This window comes from Pantoea sp. X-Soil-YNGN-844 (assembly GCF_059730595.1).
Genome location: NZ_AP036007.1, coordinates 1717587 through 1739568, shown reverse-complemented (window position 1 = coordinate 1739568; position 21982 = coordinate 1717587). Strand labels below are relative to the sequence as shown.

21 protein-coding genes are annotated in these 21982 nt (G+C 58.0%); 9 read left to right on the top strand and 12 right to left on the bottom strand.

Features of this window, described 5'->3' with window-relative positions:
- Nucleotides 1-5: 5 nt before the first annotated feature.
- From AC6I8C_RS08080 to AC6I8C_RS08065, 4 genes are all read right to left on the bottom strand, one after another.
- Nucleotides 6-797 carry an ABC transporter ATP-binding protein gene (locus AC6I8C_RS08080; RefSeq protein ID WP_003853115.1) on the bottom strand — a complete coding sequence of 264 codons (792 nt, stop codon included), beginning with the start codon at nt 795-797 and terminating at the stop codon, nt 6-8.
- Between the two features lie 10 nt (nt 798-807).
- Entirely contained in the window at nt 808-1680 is an 873-nt protein-coding gene (ntrB, locus tag AC6I8C_RS08075) for a nitrate ABC transporter permease (RefSeq protein ID WP_283545570.1), read from the bottom strand.
- 11 nt (nt 1681-1691) lie between these two features.
- On the bottom strand, nt 1692-2942 hold the full coding sequence (locus AC6I8C_RS08070) for a CmpA/NrtA family ABC transporter substrate-binding protein (RefSeq protein ID WP_497823320.1): 1251 nt from the start codon (nt 2940-2942) through the stop codon (nt 1692-1694).
- Between the two features lie 262 nt (nt 2943-3204).
- Nucleotides 3205-4416 (bottom strand): nitrate- and nitrite sensing domain-containing protein, encoded by a 1212-nt coding sequence (locus tag AC6I8C_RS08065; RefSeq protein ID WP_497822122.1) that lies wholly within the window; start codon nt 4414-4416, stop codon nt 3205-3207.
- Nucleotides 4417-4903: 487 nt separating this feature from the next.
- Between AC6I8C_RS08065 and AC6I8C_RS08060 the strand changes: the two genes are divergently transcribed.
- From AC6I8C_RS08060 to AC6I8C_RS08025, 8 genes are all read left to right on the top strand, one after another.
- Complete coding sequence (locus AC6I8C_RS08060) at nt 4904-5395, top strand: hypothetical protein (RefSeq protein ID WP_013357636.1); 492 nt, start codon at nt 4904-4906, stop codon at nt 5393-5395.
- 85 nt (nt 5396-5480) lie between these two features.
- Nucleotides 5481-6698, top strand: coding sequence for a type IVB secretion system protein IcmH/DotU (gene icmH, locus AC6I8C_RS08055; protein ID WP_135909072.1), 1218 nt, complete (start codon nt 5481-5483; stop codon nt 6696-6698).
- Nucleotides 6698-8812, top strand: coding sequence for a type VI secretion system membrane subunit TssM (gene tssM, locus AC6I8C_RS08050; protein ID WP_497822121.1), 2115 nt, complete (start codon nt 6698-6700; stop codon nt 8810-8812). The genes icmH and tssM overlap by 1 nt, the downstream gene beginning before the upstream one ends.
- Nucleotides 8813-8825: 13 nt before the next feature.
- Nucleotides 8826-9524, top strand: a complete 699-nt coding sequence (gene tagF / locus AC6I8C_RS08045; protein ID WP_013357633.1) for a type VI secretion system-associated protein TagF — start codon at nt 8826-8828, stop codon at nt 9522-9524.
- A gap of 36 nt (nt 9525-9560) precedes the next feature.
- Nucleotides 9561-10697, top strand: a complete 1137-nt coding sequence (gene tagH / locus AC6I8C_RS08040; protein WP_497822120.1) for a type VI secretion system-associated FHA domain protein TagH — start codon at nt 9561-9563, stop codon at nt 10695-10697.
- Nucleotides 10694-11470, top strand: coding sequence for a PP2C family protein-serine/threonine phosphatase (locus AC6I8C_RS08035; protein ID WP_497822119.1), 777 nt, complete (start codon nt 10694-10696; stop codon nt 11468-11470). The genes tagH and AC6I8C_RS08035 overlap by 4 nt, the downstream gene beginning before the upstream one ends.
- Before the next feature lie 14 nt (nt 11471-11484).
- The gene (locus AC6I8C_RS08030) at nt 11485-12438 is read left to right on the top strand and encodes a hypothetical protein (RefSeq protein WP_497822118.1); all 954 of its coding nucleotides are present in this window, start codon (nt 11485-11487) and stop codon (nt 12436-12438) included.
- Between the two features lie 44 nt (nt 12439-12482).
- Entirely contained in the window at nt 12483-13910 is a 1428-nt protein-coding gene (locus AC6I8C_RS08025; RefSeq protein ID WP_497822117.1) for a serine/threonine protein kinase, read from the top strand.
- Nucleotides 13911-13973: 63 nt separating this feature from the next.
- Here the strand turns inward: AC6I8C_RS08025 and AC6I8C_RS08020 are convergent, their stop codons facing one another.
- Both AC6I8C_RS08020 and chaB read right to left on the bottom strand, forming a co-directional pair.
- The gene (locus AC6I8C_RS08020) at nt 13974-14648 is read right to left on the bottom strand and encodes a gamma-glutamylcyclotransferase (protein WP_167493432.1); all 675 of its coding nucleotides are present in this window, start codon (nt 14646-14648) and stop codon (nt 13974-13976) included.
- A gap of 225 nt (nt 14649-14873) precedes the next feature.
- A complete protein-coding gene (chaB, locus tag AC6I8C_RS08015) occupies nt 14874-15104 on the bottom strand; it encodes a putative cation transport regulator ChaB (protein ID WP_135909083.1) in 231 nt (76 codons plus the stop codon).
- Nucleotides 15105-15477: 373 nt separating this feature from the next.
- Between chaB and chaA the strand changes: the two genes are divergently transcribed.
- Entirely contained in the window at nt 15478-16569 is a 1092-nt protein-coding gene (chaA, locus tag AC6I8C_RS08010; protein WP_497822116.1) for a sodium-potassium/proton antiporter ChaA, read from the top strand.
- A 59-nt stretch (nt 16570-16628) separates the two neighbouring features.
- Here chaA and kdsA read toward each other — a convergent pair whose 3' ends face one another.
- From kdsA to hemA, 6 genes are read right to left on the bottom strand one after another with little or no spacing between them, the layout of a single operon-like run.
- Nucleotides 16629-17483 carry a 3-deoxy-8-phosphooctulonate synthase gene (gene kdsA, locus AC6I8C_RS08005; protein ID WP_033732390.1) on the bottom strand — a complete coding sequence of 285 codons (855 nt, stop codon included), beginning with the start codon at nt 17481-17483 and terminating at the stop codon, nt 16629-16631.
- Nucleotides 17484-17508: 25 nt separating this feature from the next.
- Nucleotides 17509-18318: an invasion regulator SirB1 gene (gene sirB1 / locus AC6I8C_RS08000; RefSeq protein ID WP_033732389.1), complete on the bottom strand. Its 810-nt coding sequence runs from the start codon at nt 18316-18318 to the stop codon at nt 17509-17511.
- A 1-nt stretch (nt 18319) separates the two neighbouring features.
- Entirely contained in the window at nt 18320-18712 is a 393-nt protein-coding gene (locus AC6I8C_RS07995) for a SirB2 family protein (protein WP_013357622.1), read from the bottom strand.
- A 23-nt stretch (nt 18713-18735) separates the two neighbouring features.
- Nucleotides 18736-19569, bottom strand: a complete 834-nt coding sequence (gene prmC, locus AC6I8C_RS07990) for a peptide chain release factor N(5)-glutamine methyltransferase (RefSeq protein ID WP_497822115.1) — start codon at nt 19567-19569, stop codon at nt 18736-18738.
- Complete coding sequence (gene prfA / locus AC6I8C_RS07985; protein ID WP_497822114.1) at nt 19569-20651, bottom strand: peptide chain release factor 1; 1083 nt, start codon at nt 20649-20651, stop codon at nt 19569-19571. The genes prmC and prfA overlap by 1 nt, the downstream gene beginning before the upstream one ends.
- Before the next feature lie 43 nt (nt 20652-20694).
- Entirely contained in the window at nt 20695-21951 is a 1257-nt protein-coding gene (gene hemA / locus AC6I8C_RS07980; RefSeq protein WP_497822113.1) for a glutamyl-tRNA reductase, read from the bottom strand.
- Nucleotides 21952-21982 lie beyond the last annotated feature (31 nt).

The following is a 21982-nucleotide window of genomic DNA, read 5'->3' as shown; positions in this document are numbered from 1 at the left end:
GTTCCTTAGGCTGCCGTGGTCTGTTTTTCATAGAGGAAATGCAGCACTTTCTGGCGCAGCTGGTGGTAGCGCGGCTCATCCGCCAGCGCGACCCGCGACCGCGGACGCGGCAGGTCGACCGTAAGTATTTCGCCGACCTGCGCCGCCGGGCCGTTGGTCATCATCAACACCCGATCGGAGAGCAGCACCGCTTCATCCACGTCATGGGTGATCAGCACAATGGTGGTGTTCAGCTCCTGCTGGATGCGCATCACACTGTCCTGCAGGTGAGCGCGGGTTAAGGCATCCAGCGCGCCAAATGGCTCATCCAGCAGCAGCACGCGCGGCTTCATCGCCAGCGCCCGGGCAATGCCGACGCGCTGCTTCATGCCGCCGGAAATTTCGCCAGGCCGCTTGTGCATGGCGTGGCTCATCTGCACCCGATTAAGGTTGTGTTCGATCCAGTCGCGCATCTCCGCTTTGCTGAAGCGCCCTTTAAACACCTGCTGCACCGCCAGTTCGACGTTCTGAAACGCCGTCAGCCACGGCAGCAGCGAATGGTTCTGAAACACCACCGCACGTTCCGGGCCAGGTCCGGTGATTTCGCGGTTATCACACAGCAGCACGCCGCTGCTGGGACGGGTTAATCCGGCAATCAGGTTGAGCAGCGTCGATTTGCCGCAGCCGGAGTGGCCAATCAGGCTCAGGGTTTCGCCTTCGTGGATATCAAAGCTGACGTTGTCCAGCGCCAGAAACTCGCCGCTGGCGGTGTTAAAACGCTGACTCACCTGCTGAACGCGAATAATGTGTTGCTGCATAATGTTCTCCTTATTTTTCCCAGCTGAAACGACGCGCCAGCAGCATCAGACCCTGCTCCAGCAGCAGCCCGACGACGCCGATAATCAGGATGGCAATCAGAATGTTTGCCACGTTGAGGTTGTTCCACTCGTTCCAGATCCAGAAGCCAATGCCCAGCCCGCCCGTCAGCATTTCGGCGGCCACAATCACCAGCCACGCGATGCCGATAGAGAGACGCACTCCGGTGAGCACCGCAGGCAGCACGGCGGGCAGCAGAATCCGGCGCATCACCGTCCATTCCGAGAGCTGTAACACCCGCGCCACGTTGAGGTAGTCCTGCGGGATGCGCTGCACCCCTTCAGCGGTATTGATGATCATCGGCCAGATGGAACAGATGAAAATGGTCCAGCTGGCGGCCGGTTCGGCGCGCTGAAACAGCAGCAGTCCAATCGGCAGCCAGGCCAGCGGACTGACCGGACGCAGTAAGGCAATAATCGGATTAAACATGCGCGCCATAAAGGTGAAACGCCCCAGCAGAAAACCGGCCGGAATGCCCACCAGCGCAGCCAGGCCGAAGCCGATGGCGACGCGCTGCAGCGAGGCCAGCACGTTCCAGCCGATGCCCTGATCGTTGGGGCCATTGCTGTAGAACGGGTCAGCGAACAGCACCTGCGCGGCCTGCCAGGTCGCATAAGGCGAAGGAAACGAGGGTTCGGACAGGGCGGCGATCTGCCACACCAGCAGCATCAGCAGCAGGCCGCCTGCAGCCGGTATGCAGCGCTGCAAAAACGGACGCAGCCGCGCCGGACGAACGGCGGCTTTGGGGGTGACCTGTAACGGAATAACGGTGGCACTGCCGGGGGTTTGCACTGGCTGTGCCAGCGCGCGCGCGTCAGTTTTCATAACGACCTCTCTTAACGTTTGATAGCGAAACTGGCGGCGTAGGCGGCAGGATTGCTGCCATCCCAGACTTTGCCGTCGATCAGGGTGCTGCTGCGCATCTCACTGGCGGGCAAGGCAATCTGCCCGACGGCGCTGGCGGCCTGTTTATAGATGTCGATGCGGTTGATCTGGCGGGCCACGGCGAGGTAATCGGGATCGCTGGTGAGCAGTCCCCAGCGTTTCATCTGGGTCAGGAACCACATGCCATCCGAGAGCCACGGAAAACTAACGTTGCCGTTGTCGAAGAAGCGCATCGGATGCGCGTCCTGCCACGACTGTCCCAGCCCGTTCTCGTACTGGCCGAGCATCCGCCCCTGCAGCGTCTCCACTTTGGTGTTGATCCAGGCGCGACCGGCTAACACCTGCGCGGTTTCACGGCGGTTATCGTCTGAAGCATCAATCCAGCGCGCCGCCTCCAGCACCGCGGCAGTCAGCGCGCGGGCCGTATTGGGATTCTCTTTCACCCACTGTGCACGGGTGCCCAGCACCTTTTCCGGATGCTCAGGCCATATCTGCTGGCTGGTCGCAGCGGTAAAACCGATGTTGTCGCTGATGGCACGCTGGTTCCACGGCTCGCCGACGCAGTAGCCGCTCATGTTGCCAATCTTCATGTTCATCACCATCTGCGGCGGCGGCACGACCACGGTGCGCACATCGTCAAACGGATGAATGCCGGCATTAGCCAGCCAGTAGTAGAGCCACATGGCGTGCGTACTGGTGGGAAAGGTGTGGGCGAAAGTCAGGCTGCCTTTGGGGCGGCTATCAACGGCTTTTTTCAGGCTGGCCGCATCGGTAACGCCACTGGCTTTCAGCTGGTTCGACAGGGTAATGGCCTGCCCGTTGTGATTGAGCGTCATCAGGTTCGCCATGTCGTGCTGCGGCCCCGCTACGCCAAGCTGCAGCGCGTAGATCATGCCGTAAAGCACATGGGCCGCATCCAGCTCGCCGGAGGTCAGCTTGTCGCGCACCGCCGCCCAGCTCGCCTCTTTGCTGACCTGCAATGTCAGGCCATACTTTTTGTCGAAGCCTTTTACCGATGCCATGACGACCGGTGCGCAGTCGGTGAGCGGGATAAAGCCGACCCGCACCTGCGCCTTTTCTGGCGCATCGGAGCCTGCTGCCCAGACTGCATTTCGTAATCCCGGCACGATCCAGGCCGCACTCAGCGCTGCACCGGAGATCAGCGCCTGACGTCGTGTCAGTGAAAATGGCGTTTTGCTCATCATGTTGCCCCTGAACAGAAATAAAAAAAGGCGTCCTCCGACAAGCCTAAGCCTGCGGATGGACGCCTTTATCCAAAGCACTGACCCCACCGCCATTGGCGGGAGCAATGCGTACTCTCTGTAAGGTTAAAGCAAAGGGTGTGCCAGATCGCTGAAGTCGCGTTAAAGCCGACGCGCGTTGATGCACTGCTGAATAATTAACCTTTTTTGCACGTTTCTGACGCACATCACGCACAAAGGTTGTGCAGCTACCTCGTCCGGGTTAGTTGTTCAGGGTTTTCGCGACTGCCAGTACCGCCTGCGCGATCTCCAGTACGCGCTTATTCTGATTCATCGCACTTTTGCGCAGCGCCTGCCAGGCTGCCTCTTCGGTGAATCCCTGTTGCTGCATCAGCCAGTGTTTGGCCTGATCGATTACCCGTCGCTCGTCGAGTGAAGCGCGCATCGATGCCAGCTCATCCGCCTGCCGCTGCAGGCGCTGCGACTGTTCACCAATCAGCGACAGCACCGAGCGCCCGAGCTGCGGGGCCAGCCCGTCACTGCTAAGTGTTGACGCGCCGGGCAGCCAGTCAGCTCCGCAGACGTAGAGCGAGAAGTTGCTGTCACCCTGCACGACCGGCGATGCCGCCTGTTGCTGCGCCTGCTCAATCGCCTCACGACAGCGCTGCATCAGCGTGGCCGTCAGGGCATCCTCCAGCGTTTTCATCTGGTCCAGACGCTCGGAGAGCAGGGAAAACCACTCCAGCGCGCCGGTTTCATCATACTGGCTACCGGTGCAGGCGATGCGCCGCAGCCGTTCGATATCCCGGCTGGCCTGAGACAATGGCTGCCAGCTTTCACAGGCGGCGCTGTCCGCAAACTCCCGAAAGGTGGTAAAGCTCTGCTCCTGAGCCGCAATCAGCGCCACCATCTGGCTGCGCTGCTCAGGCGTGAACTGCCGCGCCGCAAAGCCGGCTGAGCCGATCGCCCGCTCCTGTCCTGCCAGCTCTTTGCCCTGCATAAAACTGAACAGCGCGATCAGTGCACGCGAGATATCGGGATCGCTGGCGGTGTCGGCTGCCTCGAAAACCAGATTAAGTAAGGTGCGGATAACCTGATTAAATGCCGCCATCGCCGCAGCCTGATCCCGCTCATGCTGGCTGATTTGCTGACGCAGCAGCGGTAATCCCGCCAGCGCCTGCAGGGCAGCCGCAATCAGGTTGCAGAAACGACTGAAACCAGGTTGTGCGGTGGCGGGCGGCAGGGCCTGATAAAAATGGTGCACGCCAGCGCTGACCTCCTGCTGGCGGGCGTGACGCTCGGCGCTGAACAGCGTGCCACCGGAGCAGATCCAGAGATTGTTTGCGCCACGTTCCCGCTGCAGCCGATGAACCAGCTCACTGACGGCAGCCATCAGTTCGCCGGTCTTAAGCAGCCGTTGCAGGCTGGCAATATCGCTGTCACGCGATGCCTGCAGCCAGATCAGGGCATCCATGGTTCACCTCTCCGCCGTTAAAACTTTTCTGAAGCAAAAGGCGTGCCGCTTTCCGGAAAAAAGGCGGGCATATCCGGCGCGTAAATTCTGATTTTGATAAGATTCTTTGGGTGAAGAGATAAATTTTATCGGTAACGAACGATTAGAAAGGCTTAATAGTTTCCAATCGGATCCATTGCATGTCAGAATGCGCGGCACTGTTCTCAACCAGTTTGTCACTGCGATAATACAGTTCGCTTTAACTATCACATTGTCTGGCGCTTTTCTTATGTCGCAGCCCGCCCCGAAAGCACCTGCTATCACGCATCGCCAGTGGGTGCAATGGTTTGAATTCTCAAAAGTCTTAGGTAGACTAAACGCGTAACTATCCTGATGTAATCTGAACTTTTTTTGAAAAACAGACTTTCGGCACGATGCGGCGCGAAAAACAGCGCCTCCTGCATCGGGCCTGGCAATATGCAGATACTTTGATGAGATCACGAGGAACATGGTGAAAAAGAGTCTTGCGTTAACGCTGCTGGCGGTGCTTACCCTGGCAGGCTGTAAGGCCCCGCCGCCGCCCGTCACTGACGATACGCTGGTCACCAGCGAAATTAACGGCGTCAAACTGGTCCATCGACACGCTGTCGCGGCACCGACTGAATTTGAGCCGGTCAATCAGACCTGGCGGGCACTCTATGGTGCCTCAGTTATGACCTCGCCAGATTACGGCGGCAAAGTCGTTCGCTATCTCGAAACGGGTAAACCGTTTGAAGTATTAGGTAATGTGGAACACAGCTGGCTGGCAATTGCTGACCAGGCTGATGGCCCGTTAATTGGTTATGTACCGTTAAAAGCGGGCGTAGAGAGCAGTCGTTACGATGCCACGCTGCAGAGCGATCGTCCCCGTCCGCGGAAAGCGAAACAGGTCTGTGTGGCCGTCGGCGGCGCGAGTAAAGCCTGTCGGACTAACGATACCGCGACCTGGATCTTAGACTGAATATGAAATCCGGCGCATATTGCCCGCAGCACCGTCCTGTGCTGCGGGTACAGGGATTTGCCATTGGCTGGAAGATCACGAATTAATGACTGTGGAATCCCCTGCGCGTGAGGCAACCCCCTCAGGCAATGAGAATCTATTACTTCAGGCTGCGGCGCCACTGCTGAATGCGGTGGTGCAGATTCGTCGGGCAGCCACCCATGACGACCCTGCGGGTCTGCGCCAGTCTCTGATCGATGAAATCCGCCAGTTTGAACAACGCTGTAAACAGGCAGGGCTGCCGTTTGAGATGATTATCGGCGCGCGTTACTGCATCTGCAGCGCGCTGGACGAAGCCGCAGCGCAAACCCCCTGGGGCACGCGTGGCGTCTGGTCGGGCAACGGCATGCTGGTGACCTTTCACAATGAAAGCTGGGGCGGCGAGAAATTCTTTCAGCTGCTGTCACGCATTTCACAAAGCCCGCAACAACATCTCTGGCTGCTGGAAGTGGTGCAATATTGCCTGCTGCTGGGCTATGAAGGCCGCTATCGCGGCAGTGAAAATGGCCGCGCCCAGTGCGACGGTATCCGTAAGCGCCTGAAAAGCCTGATTGACGAGACGCGCGCCCAGCGCCAGACGCCGCAACCCCCGCTGGTCGAGGTGCATCCGCTGGTCAGTACCCTCGCCCGCCCGATGGTGCCGCTCTGGGCCTGCGCCATGCTGGTCGCCCTCATCGGCTGCCTGATCTACAGCGGCCTGAACTGGCGGCTCGGCAACGCTGCCGAACCGCTGCTGCGCACCATCTATCAGACTCCGCTGCCGCAGATTACTGCGGGCCGCCGTCCCTCTTCTCCGCAGGCGCTGCTCGATCTGCGTCAGCGACTGAACGATGTGATCGCTGCCGGACAGCTCGAAGTCAGCGATGGTGCCTTTGGCAGTAAAGTGATTATTCCCGCTGACAAACTGTTTGCCGAGCAAGGCACGGTGATTAACCCGGTGGGCCGCGCGCTGCTGGCCCGCGTCTCAACCGCGATGAAAGATGTCAAAGGCACCATTCTGGTGTCCGTGTTTACCGACGATCATCCGGTGGATAACAGCCGTTTTGCCTCCAGCTACGAGTTCTCATTCGCTCGCGCCCGTGCCATCACCCAGCTGTTGCAGCTGCAGCTGGAGGACGGTCATACGGTACGCTCTGAAGGCCGTGGTGACAGCGACCCGCTGCTGCCCAACGACAGCAGCGAAAACCGGACCCGCAACCGCCGCGTTGAGATCACCCTGTTTGCCGCGCCTGAAACGCTCAGTAATCATCAAGGAGCACAATAATGCGCGCTTCCCTTCGCCTGCTGTTAACGCATCGCCTGCTGTGGAGCTTTATTGGCGTCACGGCGCTGAGCTGTCTGGTCTGGATGCTGGGGCCGTTCTGGACATGGAACGAGTCGCGTCCCCTGGAACCGGTGCTGCCTCGCCAGCTCACCGTGAGCGCTCTCTATTTTCTCTGGATCCTGTTCCAGCTGATCCCGTCACTTTATCGTGCCTGGTTTAACAGCCGCTTACTCACCCAGCTTCAGCTGGCGGGCAACGACGATCCGGCGGAGCGTCAGATGACTGAAGAGCGGCTTAATCAGCGCTTCAGCGAAGCAGCGATGCAGCTAAAACGCACCCAGTTTGGCCGGCGTCACAGCGGCAATCTGCTTGCGCGCTTTAATGCCAATTATCTCTACCAGCTGCCCTGGTATCTGGTGATGGGTGCGCCCGGTGCGGGTAAAACCACTGCGCTGTTTAATGCGGGCCTCGATTTCCCGCTGACCGATACGCTGGGTAAACAGGCGATTCGTGGCGTCGGCGGCACCCGCAACTGCGACTGGTGGTTTACCGACAGCGCAGTGCTGATTGATACCGCGGGGCGTTATGCGCTGCAGGAGAGCCAGCGTGTGCGCGATGCCGCGGAGTGGCACAGTTTTATCAATCTGCTGAAACGCTATCGCACCCGCCAGCCGATTAACGGTGTCATCATGACGATCAGCGTGGCCGATCTGCTGAGCGATTCCGCCGAAGCGCGTTTTGCCCAGGCCAGCGCGCTGCGCGAGCGCATGGCGGAACTGCATCAGCAGACGGGGATTCACTTCCCGGTCTATGTGATGGTCACCAAAACCGATTTGCTGAAAGGCTTCATGAGCTACTTTGGCAACATCGATAAAGCGCGGCGTGACGCTATCTGGGGCTTTACGTTTAACCGTGAGACGGGCAAGCCGCACAAAGATGACTGGCATCGTCATTTTGGCCAGCAGTTCCAGCGGCTGGAAGAGCAGCTACAGCAGCAGCTGGCGGAGCAGATGACCCAGGAGCGCGATCTGAATGAGCGCGCTGAATGCTTCCTCTTCCCGCAGGAGTTCGCCTCACTGCGCCCGCTGCTGAACGAGTATCTCGATATCGTCTTTTCTGATCATCAGGATGCCGTTGCCTGGAGCCCGCGCGGCCTCTTCTTTACCAGCGGCACGCAGGAAGGCCTGCCGTTTGATCGGGTGATGGGTGAACTGAGCCGCAAACTGCAGTTACGTCAGGCGGGCGAACATTCGATTGCCGCCTGGGACAGCGTTAATCGCAACAGTCCGATTCCCGGCAACAAAGGCCAGAGCTTCTTTATTCGTGACCTGCTGAGCGATCTGATCTTTAAAGAGAGCGGACTGGCGGGCAGTAATCGCCGCTGGGAGTATCGCAATCAGCTGTTCCACTGGATTGGCTACGGCGTGCTGGCAGGCGCGCTGCTGATTGCCTCCAGCCTGTGGAGTATCAGCTACTACCAGAATCAGCACTATCTGCAGCAGGTGGCCGCACGGGTGCCGGCCATTCGTGAGCAGAGTCAGCAGGTGATTCATCAGCCTGCTGATAATATTTTTGATCTGCTACCCTTTCTGAACAACCTGGTGAAGCTGCCGCTGTCGGAACGTTTTTCTCTCGATAATCCACCGCTTACTATGCGGGCTGGCTTATATCGCGGCAGTCAGGTCAGCGACGCCGCCTGGGTGCTTTATCAAAATGCGCTTAAGTCTTTGCTGCTGCCGCGCGTGGCGCAGCAGATCACTAACATTCTGCGCAACGATCCGGGTGATGATAACGCCTACAGCCGCAATGCGCTGCGCGCCTATCAGATGCTCTATCAGCCGCGCAATTACGATGGCGAATTTTTACGGGCCTGGCTGCTGCAAAACTTACAGCGCTCGCTGCCCGATACGGTCAGTGCCCGCGATCTGCAGCAGCTCGACTGGCACCTGAGCCAGCTGCTGGATCAGCAGATTCAGTCATCGCCTTATGCGCGTGACAATGCACTGATGATGCGCAAGCTGGCAGACAATCTTAAAATCGCGGGCCAGGCGGGCAGCGTGCTGGCGGCAGCACCGCTGCACCCGGCCGCGCGATCACACTCGCAAAGCGAGTAATGGTGAGGTGAACATGGCTGCTTACACCGCCCCCGGCTGGTACGGCAAGCTGCCGTCGACCGGTGACTTTCTGCACCGTCGTCTGAGTGAGCAACAGATTAGCCCGTGGAATCACTGGTTTCAGCAGGGATTAATGCACTGGCATCAGCAGGCCTGGTCATACAGCGCGAACTTTCTTCACGCGCCGGTATGGAACTTTGTCCTGCCGGTGACCGCGACCCGGCCACACGTACAGATGGGCTGTCTGCTGCCCTCCTGTGACCGCGTCGGGCGCGCCTGGCCGCTACTGGCACTGCACAGCTTTCCGCTGGCACAGTGGCATCCGGCTCAGCTGACCATCTCCGGTGACTGGTTTCAGGATCTGGGCGCAACCCTGTTACGGGCGGTTCAGACGCCGCTGGACGGCGAGCAGTTAGAGCAGCAGATACAGGCGCTGCCGCCGCTGCTGGTGCCCGCCCGCAAGCCCTCTGAGATTATGGATGTGATCGGTTTTCAGGATCTGCCCTGCACGCTGAGCTGGCGTGAAGTGGCCGAACGTTTCGACCCTCAGCAGCATATGAGCTACTGGTGGAGTAATCGCAGTGATGGTTTTGCCCATGCGACCCACAAGCACAGCGGCAACCTCACGGCGCAACTGTTTTCGTTACTGTTTAACCCGGCGGCAGGTGCACAGCCGGGACGTAATGGCCTCTATCCTCCGATGTTCGAGTGAGGCCGGATGCGTTTGCCGTTCAATCTGGGATAACTCATGCAATTTACCATCGTGCAATGCACTACGGATGTTCCGGTCAGAAGCGTCGCGTTTCAACCGCCTGGCGGCACCATTGGCCGCAGTCAGGATAACGATCTGGTGCTGCCGGATGAGACGCGGGCTATTTCGCGCCTGCAGGCGCTGGTTCACCTGTCGCATGACGGCGAGTGCCGTCTGACCAACCAGGGCAGCGTCACGCCGGTCGAACATAACGGCATTACGCTGGGTCGCGGCATGCAGGTGCTGCTGAAGCACGGCGACGCATTGCGCATCGGTGATTATGCGCTGGAAGTGCGCGATCCCGCCTGCCAGAACGCGCAGAGCGATCCCCTGGCGCTGTTTGCCGGTGACAGCGCCCAGCCCGCGAATCCTTTGGGCATTCACGAACATCATGAGGTTGAGGATCGGCTGCTGGTCAACGACGTGCCGCCTTCACGTCACGAGCGTCACAGTGATGCGCGGCTGGCGATCGATCCGCAGGCCAGTGAGCCGCGCCGGGCGCTGGCGGCACAGCCGGTGGATCAGGATCGGCTCATCACCGCCCTGCTGGACGGCATGGGGCTGAGCAACGGTCACGCCACGCCGGTTGACGAAGAGCAGATGCGCATTACCGGCCGGATGCTGAGCCTCTTTTCTCAGGGCACCGTGGCGCTGCTCTCATCACGTTCCATTCTCAAACGGGGCGTGAAAGCGGACATGACCATGATTCTGAATGAGGCCAACAACCCGTTCAAGATCCTGCCCTCCGGCAAAACCGTGCTGATGCAGATGTATCAGAGCCAGATGCCCGGCTTTATGCCGCCGGAGCAGGCAGTGCGGGATGCGCTGGTCGATCTGCAGGCCCACCAGCTGGGCATGATTGCCGGCATTCGCGCCATTATCGCGGCGATGCTGCAATCTTTTAATCCGCAGCGACTGGAGGAGCAGGCGCGCGCCGATGGCCTGGTGTCAAAACTGCCGTTTTCCACCGCGAAGAAAGCGGCGTTGTGGGACTACTTCATGCGGAATTACCAGCGTACGGCCGGTGAGATAGAAGATGATTTCCATACGCTGTTTGGCGAAGCTTTCCTTCATGCCTATGACATGGAAGTGAATCAGTATAAAGATTCTCAGACGCGGGTGGACGACGCATGAAAATCGTTTTTGCCAGCCGCTGCCAGCAGGGGCTACGCGATGAGAATCAGGATCGCACCGGTGCCGGGCTGGATGAGCGAAAAGCCTGTTTTGTGGTCTGCGATGGCGTGGCCGGGCTGCCCGGCGGCGAGATGGCGGCACAGCTGGTGCGCGACACGCTGCTGAGCCAGATAGAGGCGAACACCGACTTTACGCCGGAAATCACCCACCAGGCGATCGAACAGTGCCGCTTAGCGCTGCATGAGGCACAGGGTAAAAATCCGAAATATTCCCGCATGAGCACCACGCTGGCAGCCCTGTTTATCGACCGCCAGAAACAGCGTGCATGGTGGGCGCATGCCGGTGACAGCCGGGTTTACCACTTCCGGCGGGGCGTGCTTCACGAGGTGACCCGGGACCACAGTCTGGCCCAGCAGCTGAAAGAAGCGGGCTATGAAAATACCGGCATTAACAGTAATTTACTCTATAATGCGCTCGGCGCTGAGCCGCCTCGCTTAGTCAGCTTTTCTCAGGAGATTGCGCTGGAGGATGGGGACGCTTTTCTGGTCTGCACCGATGGCTTCTGGCTGAATCTGAACAGTAGTGAAATGGAACAGGCGCTGCGCATGGTGAATGCCTGCGAAGAGTGGCTGGCTCTGATGGAACAGGCGGTAAGCCGCAACGTTAAGAAAGATAATCTCAGCGCACTGGCGGTCTGGATTGGTGAGCCGGAGGAGGCAACACTGCTCTATTCACTGGCTGATTCGGCGCGCTTTCTGCCGCCTCGTTTTTGATTCCAAGGATCCTTATGAAACTGTGGTTGCCCGGCATCATCACTCTGCTGATTGCCTTTAACGCCCAGGCTGAAAATTATCGTGTGGTCTACTCCCCCAGCCTGGCGCTGGAGGTTTATATCGATAATGTGGTGAGTAAAGCGCCTGACGACTGGTGTAAAGAGACGCTGCCGCTGCGTATCGTCTCTGGCAAAAGCAAGGATTCGGCCGTGCTGACCACCTTTTTACCGCGCGTGGGCACCCTGCTCGCGAATCAGTGCGGCTTACTGGACGAACTGCCGTGGCAGATGACCAACAAAGAGGGTGGCGTCCTGGCCAGCGGCAGCGCCAGCAAGTTGCAGAACTGGCGGCCGATTGTGATGGCGGATGCAACCGCCAGCGCCAGTGACAGCAATGCCGCCCCGCTCGACCTGTCACGGCCCGCCAACAGCACGCCGCTGCAACATTTTGATCTCCCCAGCGGCTGCCATTTCCGCACCGCCTGGGATGAGAATGCGCAGACCCTGTTTGTTCCGGATGTCAGCAAGCAGCAGTGCTCGCCTGACGGCTGGGCAGAAGGCAAAAGTGAACTGACGCTGGCGACGGCGGATCACCCGACGCCGGTTGCGGTCACCTTTTATCAGGGTTACCCCATCACCAATCTGACCATTCCGGACAGCAAGCTGGAAGTCATTGCCGCGAATAATCAGCGCATGATTGTGACACACCCGGATACGCCGGATAGCTGGCTGGTGCTGCCCTTTGATGCCCGGCAGCATGTCTGGCGCTTCAATGGTGCGCTGTTAATAAAGATGGATAAGAATGCTGCGCAGCAGGATGCTGACGCTGTGAAATCGCGAGTTGATACGTTGCGCAGCCAGTGGGCGCCCTATTTCATGCCACAGCAAAAAGTGAATGTGTTACTCATCGACACCCTGCACGCGGATCTGGTTGATCCTGCCATTGGTGCCTGGCGTAACATCAATTAATTACCGCGCAGCCTGGCGAGCAGGCCGTGTACAGAGAGTTCACTATGTCGGCAAATGATAATCCGAAAACCGTTCCGAATGCCCTGCCTGACGGATACCGTTTCAATGAGTTTGAGATCAAGGAAGTGATCGGAGGCGGCGGCTTCGGCATCGTCTATCGCGCGTGGGATCACCAGCTTGAACGTACTATTGCCATTAAAGAGTATATGCCCGTGTCGCTGGCTGTCCGTGCCGCCGACTTAACGCTTGAGCTGCGCGGTGAACGTTTCCAGAAGCTGTTTAATGCCGGGCTGACCAGCTTTATTCAGGAAGCGCGTCTGCTGGCCCGCTTCAATCATCCCGGTCTGCTGCACGTGCTGCGCTTCTGGGAGCAGAACGGCACCGCCTATATGGGCACGCTTTACTACAGCGGAATGACGCTGAAAGAGTGGCAACTGACCAGCCCGGCCTCGATCTCTGAAGCCTGGATCCGTCGCCTGCTGCCGCCGCTGCTGGGAGCTATCAGCACCATCCATCAGGCCGGCTATCTGCATCGCGACATCTCGCTCGACAATATCCAGATTCAGGAAAACCAGCTGCCGGTGCTGCTGGATTTCGGCTCGGCGCGTAAAGAGATTGGCAACCTCTCTGACGAAACCGAAATCATGCTTAAACCGGGTTTTGCACCGATTGAGCAGTACAGCGAAGAAGGCGAAGTCGAACAGGGTCCATGGACCGATATCTACGCGCTGGGCGCGGTGCTGCACAGCCTGATCACCGGTAATCCACCGCCAGTCAGTGTAGTGCGCTGTATTGAAGATAATTATCAGCCGCTGGTGGAACGTCAGCCAGAAGGCTACTCGCTGCCGCTGCTGCATGCCATTGACTGCGCGCTGGCCATGAAACCCGGCGATCGTCCGCAAACGATTGACGCCTTTGCGGCGCTGATTGATCTGCCGGTCAGTGATGTGGAAGCCGTGGTAAACAGCTTCCCGGTACCGGGCGAGCCGCCTGTGCTGCCCGTCGAGGAGCCGGTTGAAGCGGCTCCGCCGGTGGTGATGGCGATGAATCACGCTGCGGCGTCAGCGGAGCCGGTAACGCCGCGCACGGTGCGGCGGCTGTCGCCAGGCTTACTGGGGCTGGCTGCCGTGGCGCTTCTGGCCGTGGTCGTCACCGTCTGGCTGTCTAATCGCCACAGTCCCACGCCGGATGTCGTTAACAACCCGGCAGCCGCGACGCAGGCACCCGCATCAGCTCCGCCGCCAGCCGCCGTGCCTGCTGCACTGGCAACGGTTTATCTTAAGCTGGAAAGCGGTGAAAGCGTGGTGCTGAATGGACAGCCGGTTGAGGTTAAACCCGGCAGCAGCGGCTTTGCCGCGCTGAATCTGGCGGCAGGACAGTATAAAATTGACGTTAAAAATGGCAGTGAGATGCACACGCAATCCCTGACGATCGATAAGCCCGGCACCTGGCTGATTAATCCGGGTAACTAATCTCCGGATCGATCGTAAAAGGGCGCGACATTGTCGCGCCCTTTTCTTTGCGGCAGACCCTGCTCAGGCCTGCCTGAGGCAGGATTGCTGCAGCGTCCGCACCTGATGCGCCAGCCGGCTCAGACTCTCTTCTTCCATGCCGCGCCGGGTCAGTTCTTCTTCCAGCGCAAACAGATACTGCGCATTCGAGCCCAGCGGGCCGCTGGCGGCGGCAATTAAAGGCGCAATCGCCTCCGGGCAGGAGTCCGATTCATAGAGCGGATGGCGCGGGTCCATAATAAAGGTCAGCGCAGTAACGCTGCGGCCATCCTCCAGCTGTAACTCACACCATGTCGGTAAATAACAGCCGGTGATCATCTCCCGCTTCCACAGCAGCGCCAGCTCTTCATGTAACCGCGCTTCCGGCAGACGAAATGCCAGTCCCGTCGTGCGGCCACCCTGCTTCAGCGCCAGCATGCGGCCAGGATGCGTTGCGGTGCCACGTCCGGCAATCAGCCGCAGACAGAAAGCGCGATGCCAGCCTTCCAGCGAACCAGATGCGACTTCGTCTGCCTCAAAAATCGGGTTCCACATCAGCGAACCGTAACCAAAGATCCAGACCGGGCTGTGATCGGGACGGCAGGCCAGCGTGGCTGCCAGCGAAGCCGCACGCTGCTCGCAACTCCAGAGCAGCGTCTCATCGATATCCCCGAATGACGTCTTACAATCCGCTTTTAACAGAAATTCCCGGGTAAGCAATGCGACCTCCTCAACTTCAACAGCGTCCTGCAGAATGGCTCCTGTAACATGACGCCAAAACGGCACTGCGTTTCGATCATCAAATTGACATTAATCTATTTACGCGCGGGGTTTCAAGCGTGATTCCGGTCGCAGGTTAAAAAAAACCAGATAAACCTGATAGCGCAGATGAAAAAAAGGACCAGATACTCCTGGCCCTTTACCGCAAACCGGCTAGCCGCCGGGTTAACGTTTAGGGTGCCACTTATCATCATCGCCTTTTTCGTACTCTTTCTTCACGGCGGCCCAGGCGACTTTATGCGCGACCTCTTCCCGTGAGTCATCGCCGCGGCGATCTTCAGCCTCTTTATACTGATCCCATGCGCTGTTAAAGGCCTGCTGATAGATATCCTGCGCGTGCGCAGGAAGCACATGTTTTACATTGTCAGGTAAGTCGGCTCGGTTAGCGTAAGGCATAACGGCTCCTCAGTTTATGGATTCATACTAAGCCTGGCGCAGGACAGCAAAAATACAAACATCGACTTATTAGCGCTTCAGATGAAAAATCAGATGCTGACCCTGCAAATCATAATGATAAGCCGATTTTCCGGCAGAATGAGACCAGATAGGTGCATAAGTCATAATTGTTGTAGACTGATTACTATTGCAATATTTGAGATAATGTCAGGTTAATACCCCTTCGGCACTTTATTGCATTTAAGTAAAAAGCAGTAAATTTTTCCCGCCCGGGCCGGTGAAAAGATAAACTGCGCCCTGCCTTAAAACTGATTATATTTCTAACAGCAGCATCCGCTGCGTCCGGATAATCATTAACCAGAGAGGATGGTGAATGCCTTCACATGAAAAAACACGTCACAAGGAATTCTCGCTGATATTTCCCATTATCACGCTGGGTATACTCTATTTTTTTGGTGCAAATACCTCATTTCCGGTCGTAGTCGGTATTAACTTACTGGCGCTGGTTGCCATTCTGAGCAGCGCATTCAGCGTTGTGCGTCACGCTGACGTCCTGGCCCACCGACTGGGTGAGCCTTATGGCTCGCTGATCCTGAGTCTGTCGGTGGTGATTCTGGAAGTGAGCCTGATCTCCGCGCTGATGGCGACCGGCGATGCCGCACCCGGGCTGATGCGCGATACGCTTTATTCGATAGTGATGATTGTGACCGGCGGGCTGGTGGGTTTTGCGCTGCTGCTGGGCGGTAACAAATTTGCGACGCAGTACGTTAATCTGGCGGGCGTAAAGCAATATCTCATCGCTATCTTCCCGCTGGCGATTCTGGTACTGGTGTTTCCCAACGCGCTGCCGGGCGGAAATTTCTCGGTGACTCAGGCGCTGCTGATTGCGGCGATTTCCGCGGCGATGTATGGCGTTTTCCTGCTGATTCAGACCAAAACGCATCAGAGCCTGTTTGTCTATGAGCATGAAGATGATAGCGATGATGGTGATCCGCACCATGGTAAGCCGTCGGCGCATAGCAGCGTCTGGCACACCGTCTGGCTGATTGTGCATCTGATTGCGGTGATTGCCGTGACCAAAATGAACGCCAACACGCTGGAAACCCTGCTGACGGAGATGAATGCACCGGCACAGTTCACCGGTTTCCTGGTGGCCCTGCTGATCCTCTCCCCTGAAGGCCTGGGCGCGATTAAGGCCGTGCTGATGAATCAGGTGCAGCGTGCCATGAACCTGTTCTTTGGTTCGGTGCTGGCGACCATCTCCCTGACGGTGCCTGCGGTGACCATTATCGCCACGCTGACCGGACAGGAGCTGATATTCGGGCTGGAGCCGCCGCAGATGGTGATTATGATGGCATCGCTGATCCTCTGTCAGATCTCCTTCTCAACCGGCCGCACCAATGTTCTGAACGGTGCTGCGCATCTGGCGCTGTTTATTGGCTATCTGATGACCATCATGCTGTAACGTCACCGGAGTTCAGGCGAAAAAAAAGAGCGATTAATCGCTCTTTTTTTGCAGCAAACTTACTTGCTGGTATCGAGTTCCGGGAAGCTCTTCACCAGATCGTCAATCGCTTTCATCTGCACCAGGAACGGCTCCAGCTTATCCAGCGGCAGCGCGGATGGGCCGTCACACAGGGCGTGCTCCGGATCCGGGTGCGCTTCGATAAACAGACCGGCAATGCCGACCGCCATACCGGCACGCGCCAGCTCTGCCACCTGCGCACGACGACCGCCGGATGCTGCGCCAAACGGATCGCGCGTCTGCAGCGCATGGGTCACGTCGAAAATTACCGGGCTGTTTTTGGTGACTTTCTTCATCACGTTAAAGCCGAGCATGTCGACGACCAGATTGTCATAGCCAAAGTTGCTGCCGCGATCGCACAGGATAACCTGCTCGTTGCCGCCTTCCGCGAACTTATCCACGATGTTGCCCATCTGACCCGGGCTGACGAACTGTGGCTTCTTCACGTTGATGACCGCACCAGTTTTCGCCATCGCTTCCACCAGATCAGTCTGACGCGCCAGGAAGGCCGGCAGCTGGATCACATCCACCACTTCAGAGACGGGCTGCGCCTGTGCCGCTTCATGGACATCAGTGATAATCTTCACGCCAAATGTCTGCTTCAGCTCCTGGAAAATCTTCATCCCCTCTTCAAGGCCTGGGCCACGGTAAGAGTGAATTGAGGAGCGGTTCGCTTTATCAAAGGACGCCTTAAACACGTAAGGAATACCGAGTTTATTTGTCACAGTGACATAGTGCTCGCAGATGCGCATCGCCAGATCGCGCGACTCCAGCACGTTCATCCCGCCAAACAGTACAAATGGCAGATCGTTTGCAACGTTGATATCGCCAATACTCACGACTTTCTGTGTCATGCCCTTTCCTTTTCAGTGGGTCCGCTTAGTGCAGCGTGACCTGTTTTTGTTCGATTGCGTGAATCTGAACTTTAATCATTTCGCTGACCGGGTCTTCAGGACACTGCTCAACGAAATAGTTTAAATCACTCAGGGCGATATGTTCGCACTCCAGCTGCGCGTAGATCAAACCGCGATCGCGGATTTCATAGGGATCATCCGGATCGATACGCAACAGCACCTGACTGACGTTCAGCGCCAGCTCCATCTTCTGCTCTTCCATCAACGCCGCTTTCAGCGTGTCGAGCATCTTGCGCATCACGGTGACGGTTTTGGCTTCGTCGAGATCATCGTCATACAGACGCGCGGTGGGGCTGATATTGCCTTTCAGCCACACTTCCAGCGTATGCCGGTCAAGGGTTTCACCATTGAACGGGTTGATCATCCACTTGTCGCCATCAATCCAGTCGGCGCGCAGAATCAGCTGCGTCGGGAAGATCACCGGCATCAGCGGCAGTTCCAGCTCGGCGGCGATGTGCAGCAGAATCACGCCCAGTGACACGGCGGTGCCCTGACGGGTCTTTAAGACATTGTCGATCCAGAGCGCATCAGAAAGTTTGTAGACGCCGCTGGCGCCGCAAAATCCCCACTGGCGATAGAACAACTCCAGCAGCTTTTCCAGCTGCATGTCAGCATCTTCGATGTCGCTGACATAGTCACGTGCTTCGGCGACTAACGCCGCAAGCTGCGCTTCCACCGATACCGCCGGGAAATCGGCGCGGATGGCAAGCGTGGCACCAATCACCGCTTCACACAGCGGTGTCTGGCTGAAATCTAATTGTTCGGTCGAGGTCATGCTATCCCCATAACGGCATTTTGGTCAGCGCCAGCGTAATGATGGTCACCAGGGCGATTAACGCCACCAGAAAAGCGATCCAGCGGGTGCGATCAGTGCGTGGACGGCGACTCAATGCCACAAATCCTAAGGCGATGTAGATGATAACCGCTAAAAGCTTCTCCGTCAGCCAGCTTCCTTGCGGCGTGAAGGGATAGAAGTGGGTAATCACCACCAGCAGGACGCCGGTCACCAGTAACAGGGTGTCATTAACGTGCGGCAGAATACGGACCCAGCGTTTTGTCATCATCGCCGAACCACGGCGCAGCCAGTAAAACCGCAGCAGGAACAGCGTCACGGTCAGCACGACCGTTAAGATATGCAGATTTTTAATCAGGGGATAAAAAGCAAACATCATGAATCCTTTTCAAAGCGCTTTTATGAAGGGAACTGACCCAGCGTCACACGCGGATTACCGCCGTAATCCCTGACGGTTTCAACGGCGTGATAGCCATTATTCCGCATCAGCGTGGCCACTGCCTCACCCTGCTGCCAGCCATGTTCCAGCAGCAGCCAGCCACCCGGCAGCAGCCAAGCGGGCGCCTGCTCAATCAGCGTGCGCAGATCGGCCAGTCCCGCTTCATCCGCCACCAGCGCGCTGCGCGGTTCGAAACGCACGTCGCCCTGGTCCAGATGGGTGTCGCTGGCATCAATATAGGGTGGATTGCTGACGATGAGCGTAAAGTGCTGCGGCGTCAGCGCCTGAAACCAGTGACTGAGCAGAAAGGTGGTATTAGTGAGGTTGAGCTGTTCTGCATTGCTGCCTGCCAGCTCAACGGCGGCTTCAATGCGATCCACGCCGGTCACCTGACAGTCGGGCCGCTCGCTGGCCAGCGCCAGCGCAATCGCCCCGGTGCCGGTGCCCATATCCAGAATGGTCGAGGGAGTCGCGGGCAGATGCGCCAGCGCCTGCTCAACCAGCAGTTCGGTATCCGGGCGCGGGATCAGCGTGGCGTCACTGACACGTAACGGCAGCGACCAGAACTCGCGTTCGCCTACCAGATGCGCCACCGGTTCACCCCGGGCGCGACGCGCCAGCAGGTTATCCAGCTGTGCGAGTTGCACATCGCTGAGCATCGTTTCATCGAAGGCAATTAACCAGCTGCGCGATTTGCCGGTCACGAAACCTAACAGGATCTCTGCGTCACGCTTCGGACTGTCACCCCCGCACAGCGTGGCGACAGCCTGTTTCAGCCAGTGACGAATATCCATTAATCCTGACCAGCCAGTGCCGCCAGCTGATCCGCCTGGTACTCCTGCACAATTGGCTCAATCAGGCTGTCGAGTTTGCCTTCCATCACTTCATCCAGACGGTAGATCGTCAGGTTGATGCGATGGTCAGTCACGCGGCCCTGCGGGAAGTTATAGGTACGGTTACGGTCAGAACGATCGCCGCTGCCCAGCAGGTTGCGGCGAGTACTGGCTTCGGCTGCGTGACGGCGGGCCATCTCTGCCGCGTGAATACGGGAACCCAGCACCGCCAGCGCTTTGGCTTTGTTTTTATGCTGTGAACGTTCGTCCTGACACTCCACCACAATGCCGGTTGGCAGGTGGGTAATACGGATCGCAGAGTCGGTGGTGTTAACGTGCTGACCGCCTGCGCCGGATGAGCGAAAGGTATCGATCTTCAGGTCACCAGCGTTGATTTCCGGCAGCTCCGCTTCCGGAATTTCCGGCATCACGGCAACGGTGCAGGCTGAGGTATGAATGCGGCCCTGGGATTCGGTCTCCGGCACACGCTGTACGCGGTGTCCACCTGATTCGAACTTCATGCGGCCATAGGCACCGTCGCCGGTGACGCGGGCAATCACTTCTTTGTAACCGCCATGCTCACCTTCGTTGGCGCTGACGATCTCCACCCGCCAGCGACGCGCTTCGGCATAGCGGCTGTACATGCGGAACAGATCGCCGGCGAAGATCGCGGCTTCATCACCGCCCGTTCCGGCGCGCACTTCAATAAAACAGGCGCGCTCATCGTCGGGATCTTTCGGCAGTAAGAGAACCTGCAGCTGCTGCTCCAGCACGTCACTCTTCTCACGCGCTACCTGCAACTCTTCCTGCGCCATATCACGCATTTCAGGATCGTCGAGCATCTGCTGCGCCGTTTCGATATCGTCCTGAACCTGCTGCCAGTCGCGGAAGCAACGGGTCACATCGGTCAGTTGAGCATATTCGCGTGACAGCGCACGGAAACGCTCCTGATCGGCGATCACGCCAGCATCGCCCAGCATCGCTTCCACTTCTTCGTGGCGCTCCTGCAGGGCTTCCAGTTTGGCAACTATAGAGGTTTTCATTTAAATGTGGGATTCCCGTAAACAGGTGGCGACAGCGGTGCGCCTAATCGAGACCCAGGCTGTCGCGTAAAATCTGCAGGCGTTCATTATCGCCGTCGCGCGCGGCCTGCTGAAGTGATTTGGTTGGAGCGTGTATTAAACGGTTGGTCAGCTTGTGCGCCAGTTCCTGCATGACTTTCTGCGGATCGGCACCCTGCTGCAGCGCCTGCAGCGCACGGCCTTCCAGCTCAGCACGGATATCCTCCGCCTGAGAACGATATTCACGGATGGTATTCACCGCGCCCTGTGAGCGCAGCCACGCCATGAACTCGCTGCTTTCCTGAACTACGATGCTTTCGGCCTGAACCGCGGCCGCTTTGCGCTGCGCCAGATTCTGCTCGATGATCGCCTGCAGGTCATCCACGCTGTAGAGATAGGCGTTAGGCAGATCGCCGACTTCCGGCTCCACGTCGCGTGGCACCGCAATATCGACCAGCAGCATGGGTTTGTTACGTCGCGCTTTCAGCGCGCGTTCCATCATCCCCTTGCCGATAATCGGTAGCGGACTGGAGGTTGAGGAGATAATAATGTCGGCTTCGGACAGGCGGGCATCAATCTCCGCCAGCGTAATCACCTCTGCCCCCACTTCCGACGCCAGCGCTTCGGCACGCTCGCGGGTGCGGTTCGCGATGATCAGATTTTTGACCTGATGTTCACGCAGATGACGTGCCACCAGCTCAATGGTTTCACCCGCGCCAACCAGCAGCACATTAACGGAGGAGAGGGATTCGAAGATCTGACGGGCCAGCGTACAGGCGGCAAACGCCACCGAGACCGCATTGGCACCGATATCGGTTTCCGTGCGTACGCGTTTGGCGACAGAGAAGGTTTTCTGGAACATGCGTTCCAGTTCACTGCTCAGCGCATGACCACGTGAGGAGTCGGCAAACGCTTTTTTTACCTGACCGAGGATCTGAGGTTCGCCCAGCACCAGTGAATCGAGTCCGCTGGCGACGCGCATCAGGTGGCTGACCGCCTCATTATCCTGATGCCAGTAGAGGCTGTTACGCACATCCTCTTCATCCAGCTGATGATAATTGCATAACCAGCTCACCAGACGCGCCTGTAAATCGGCCTGCTGCTCTACACTCAGGTAGAGTTCCGTCCGGTTACAGGTGGACAACACCACGCCGCTCTGCACCATTGGCTGTGATAACAGGCTGTTCAGCGCCTGCTCAAGCGTCTCCGGCCCGAACGAAACGCGTTCGCGCAGAGCAATGGGGGCAGTCTTGTGGTTGATTCCGAGAGCGAGCAGCGTCATGGCGGTTTTGGTTGGGATGTCCCAATAATGT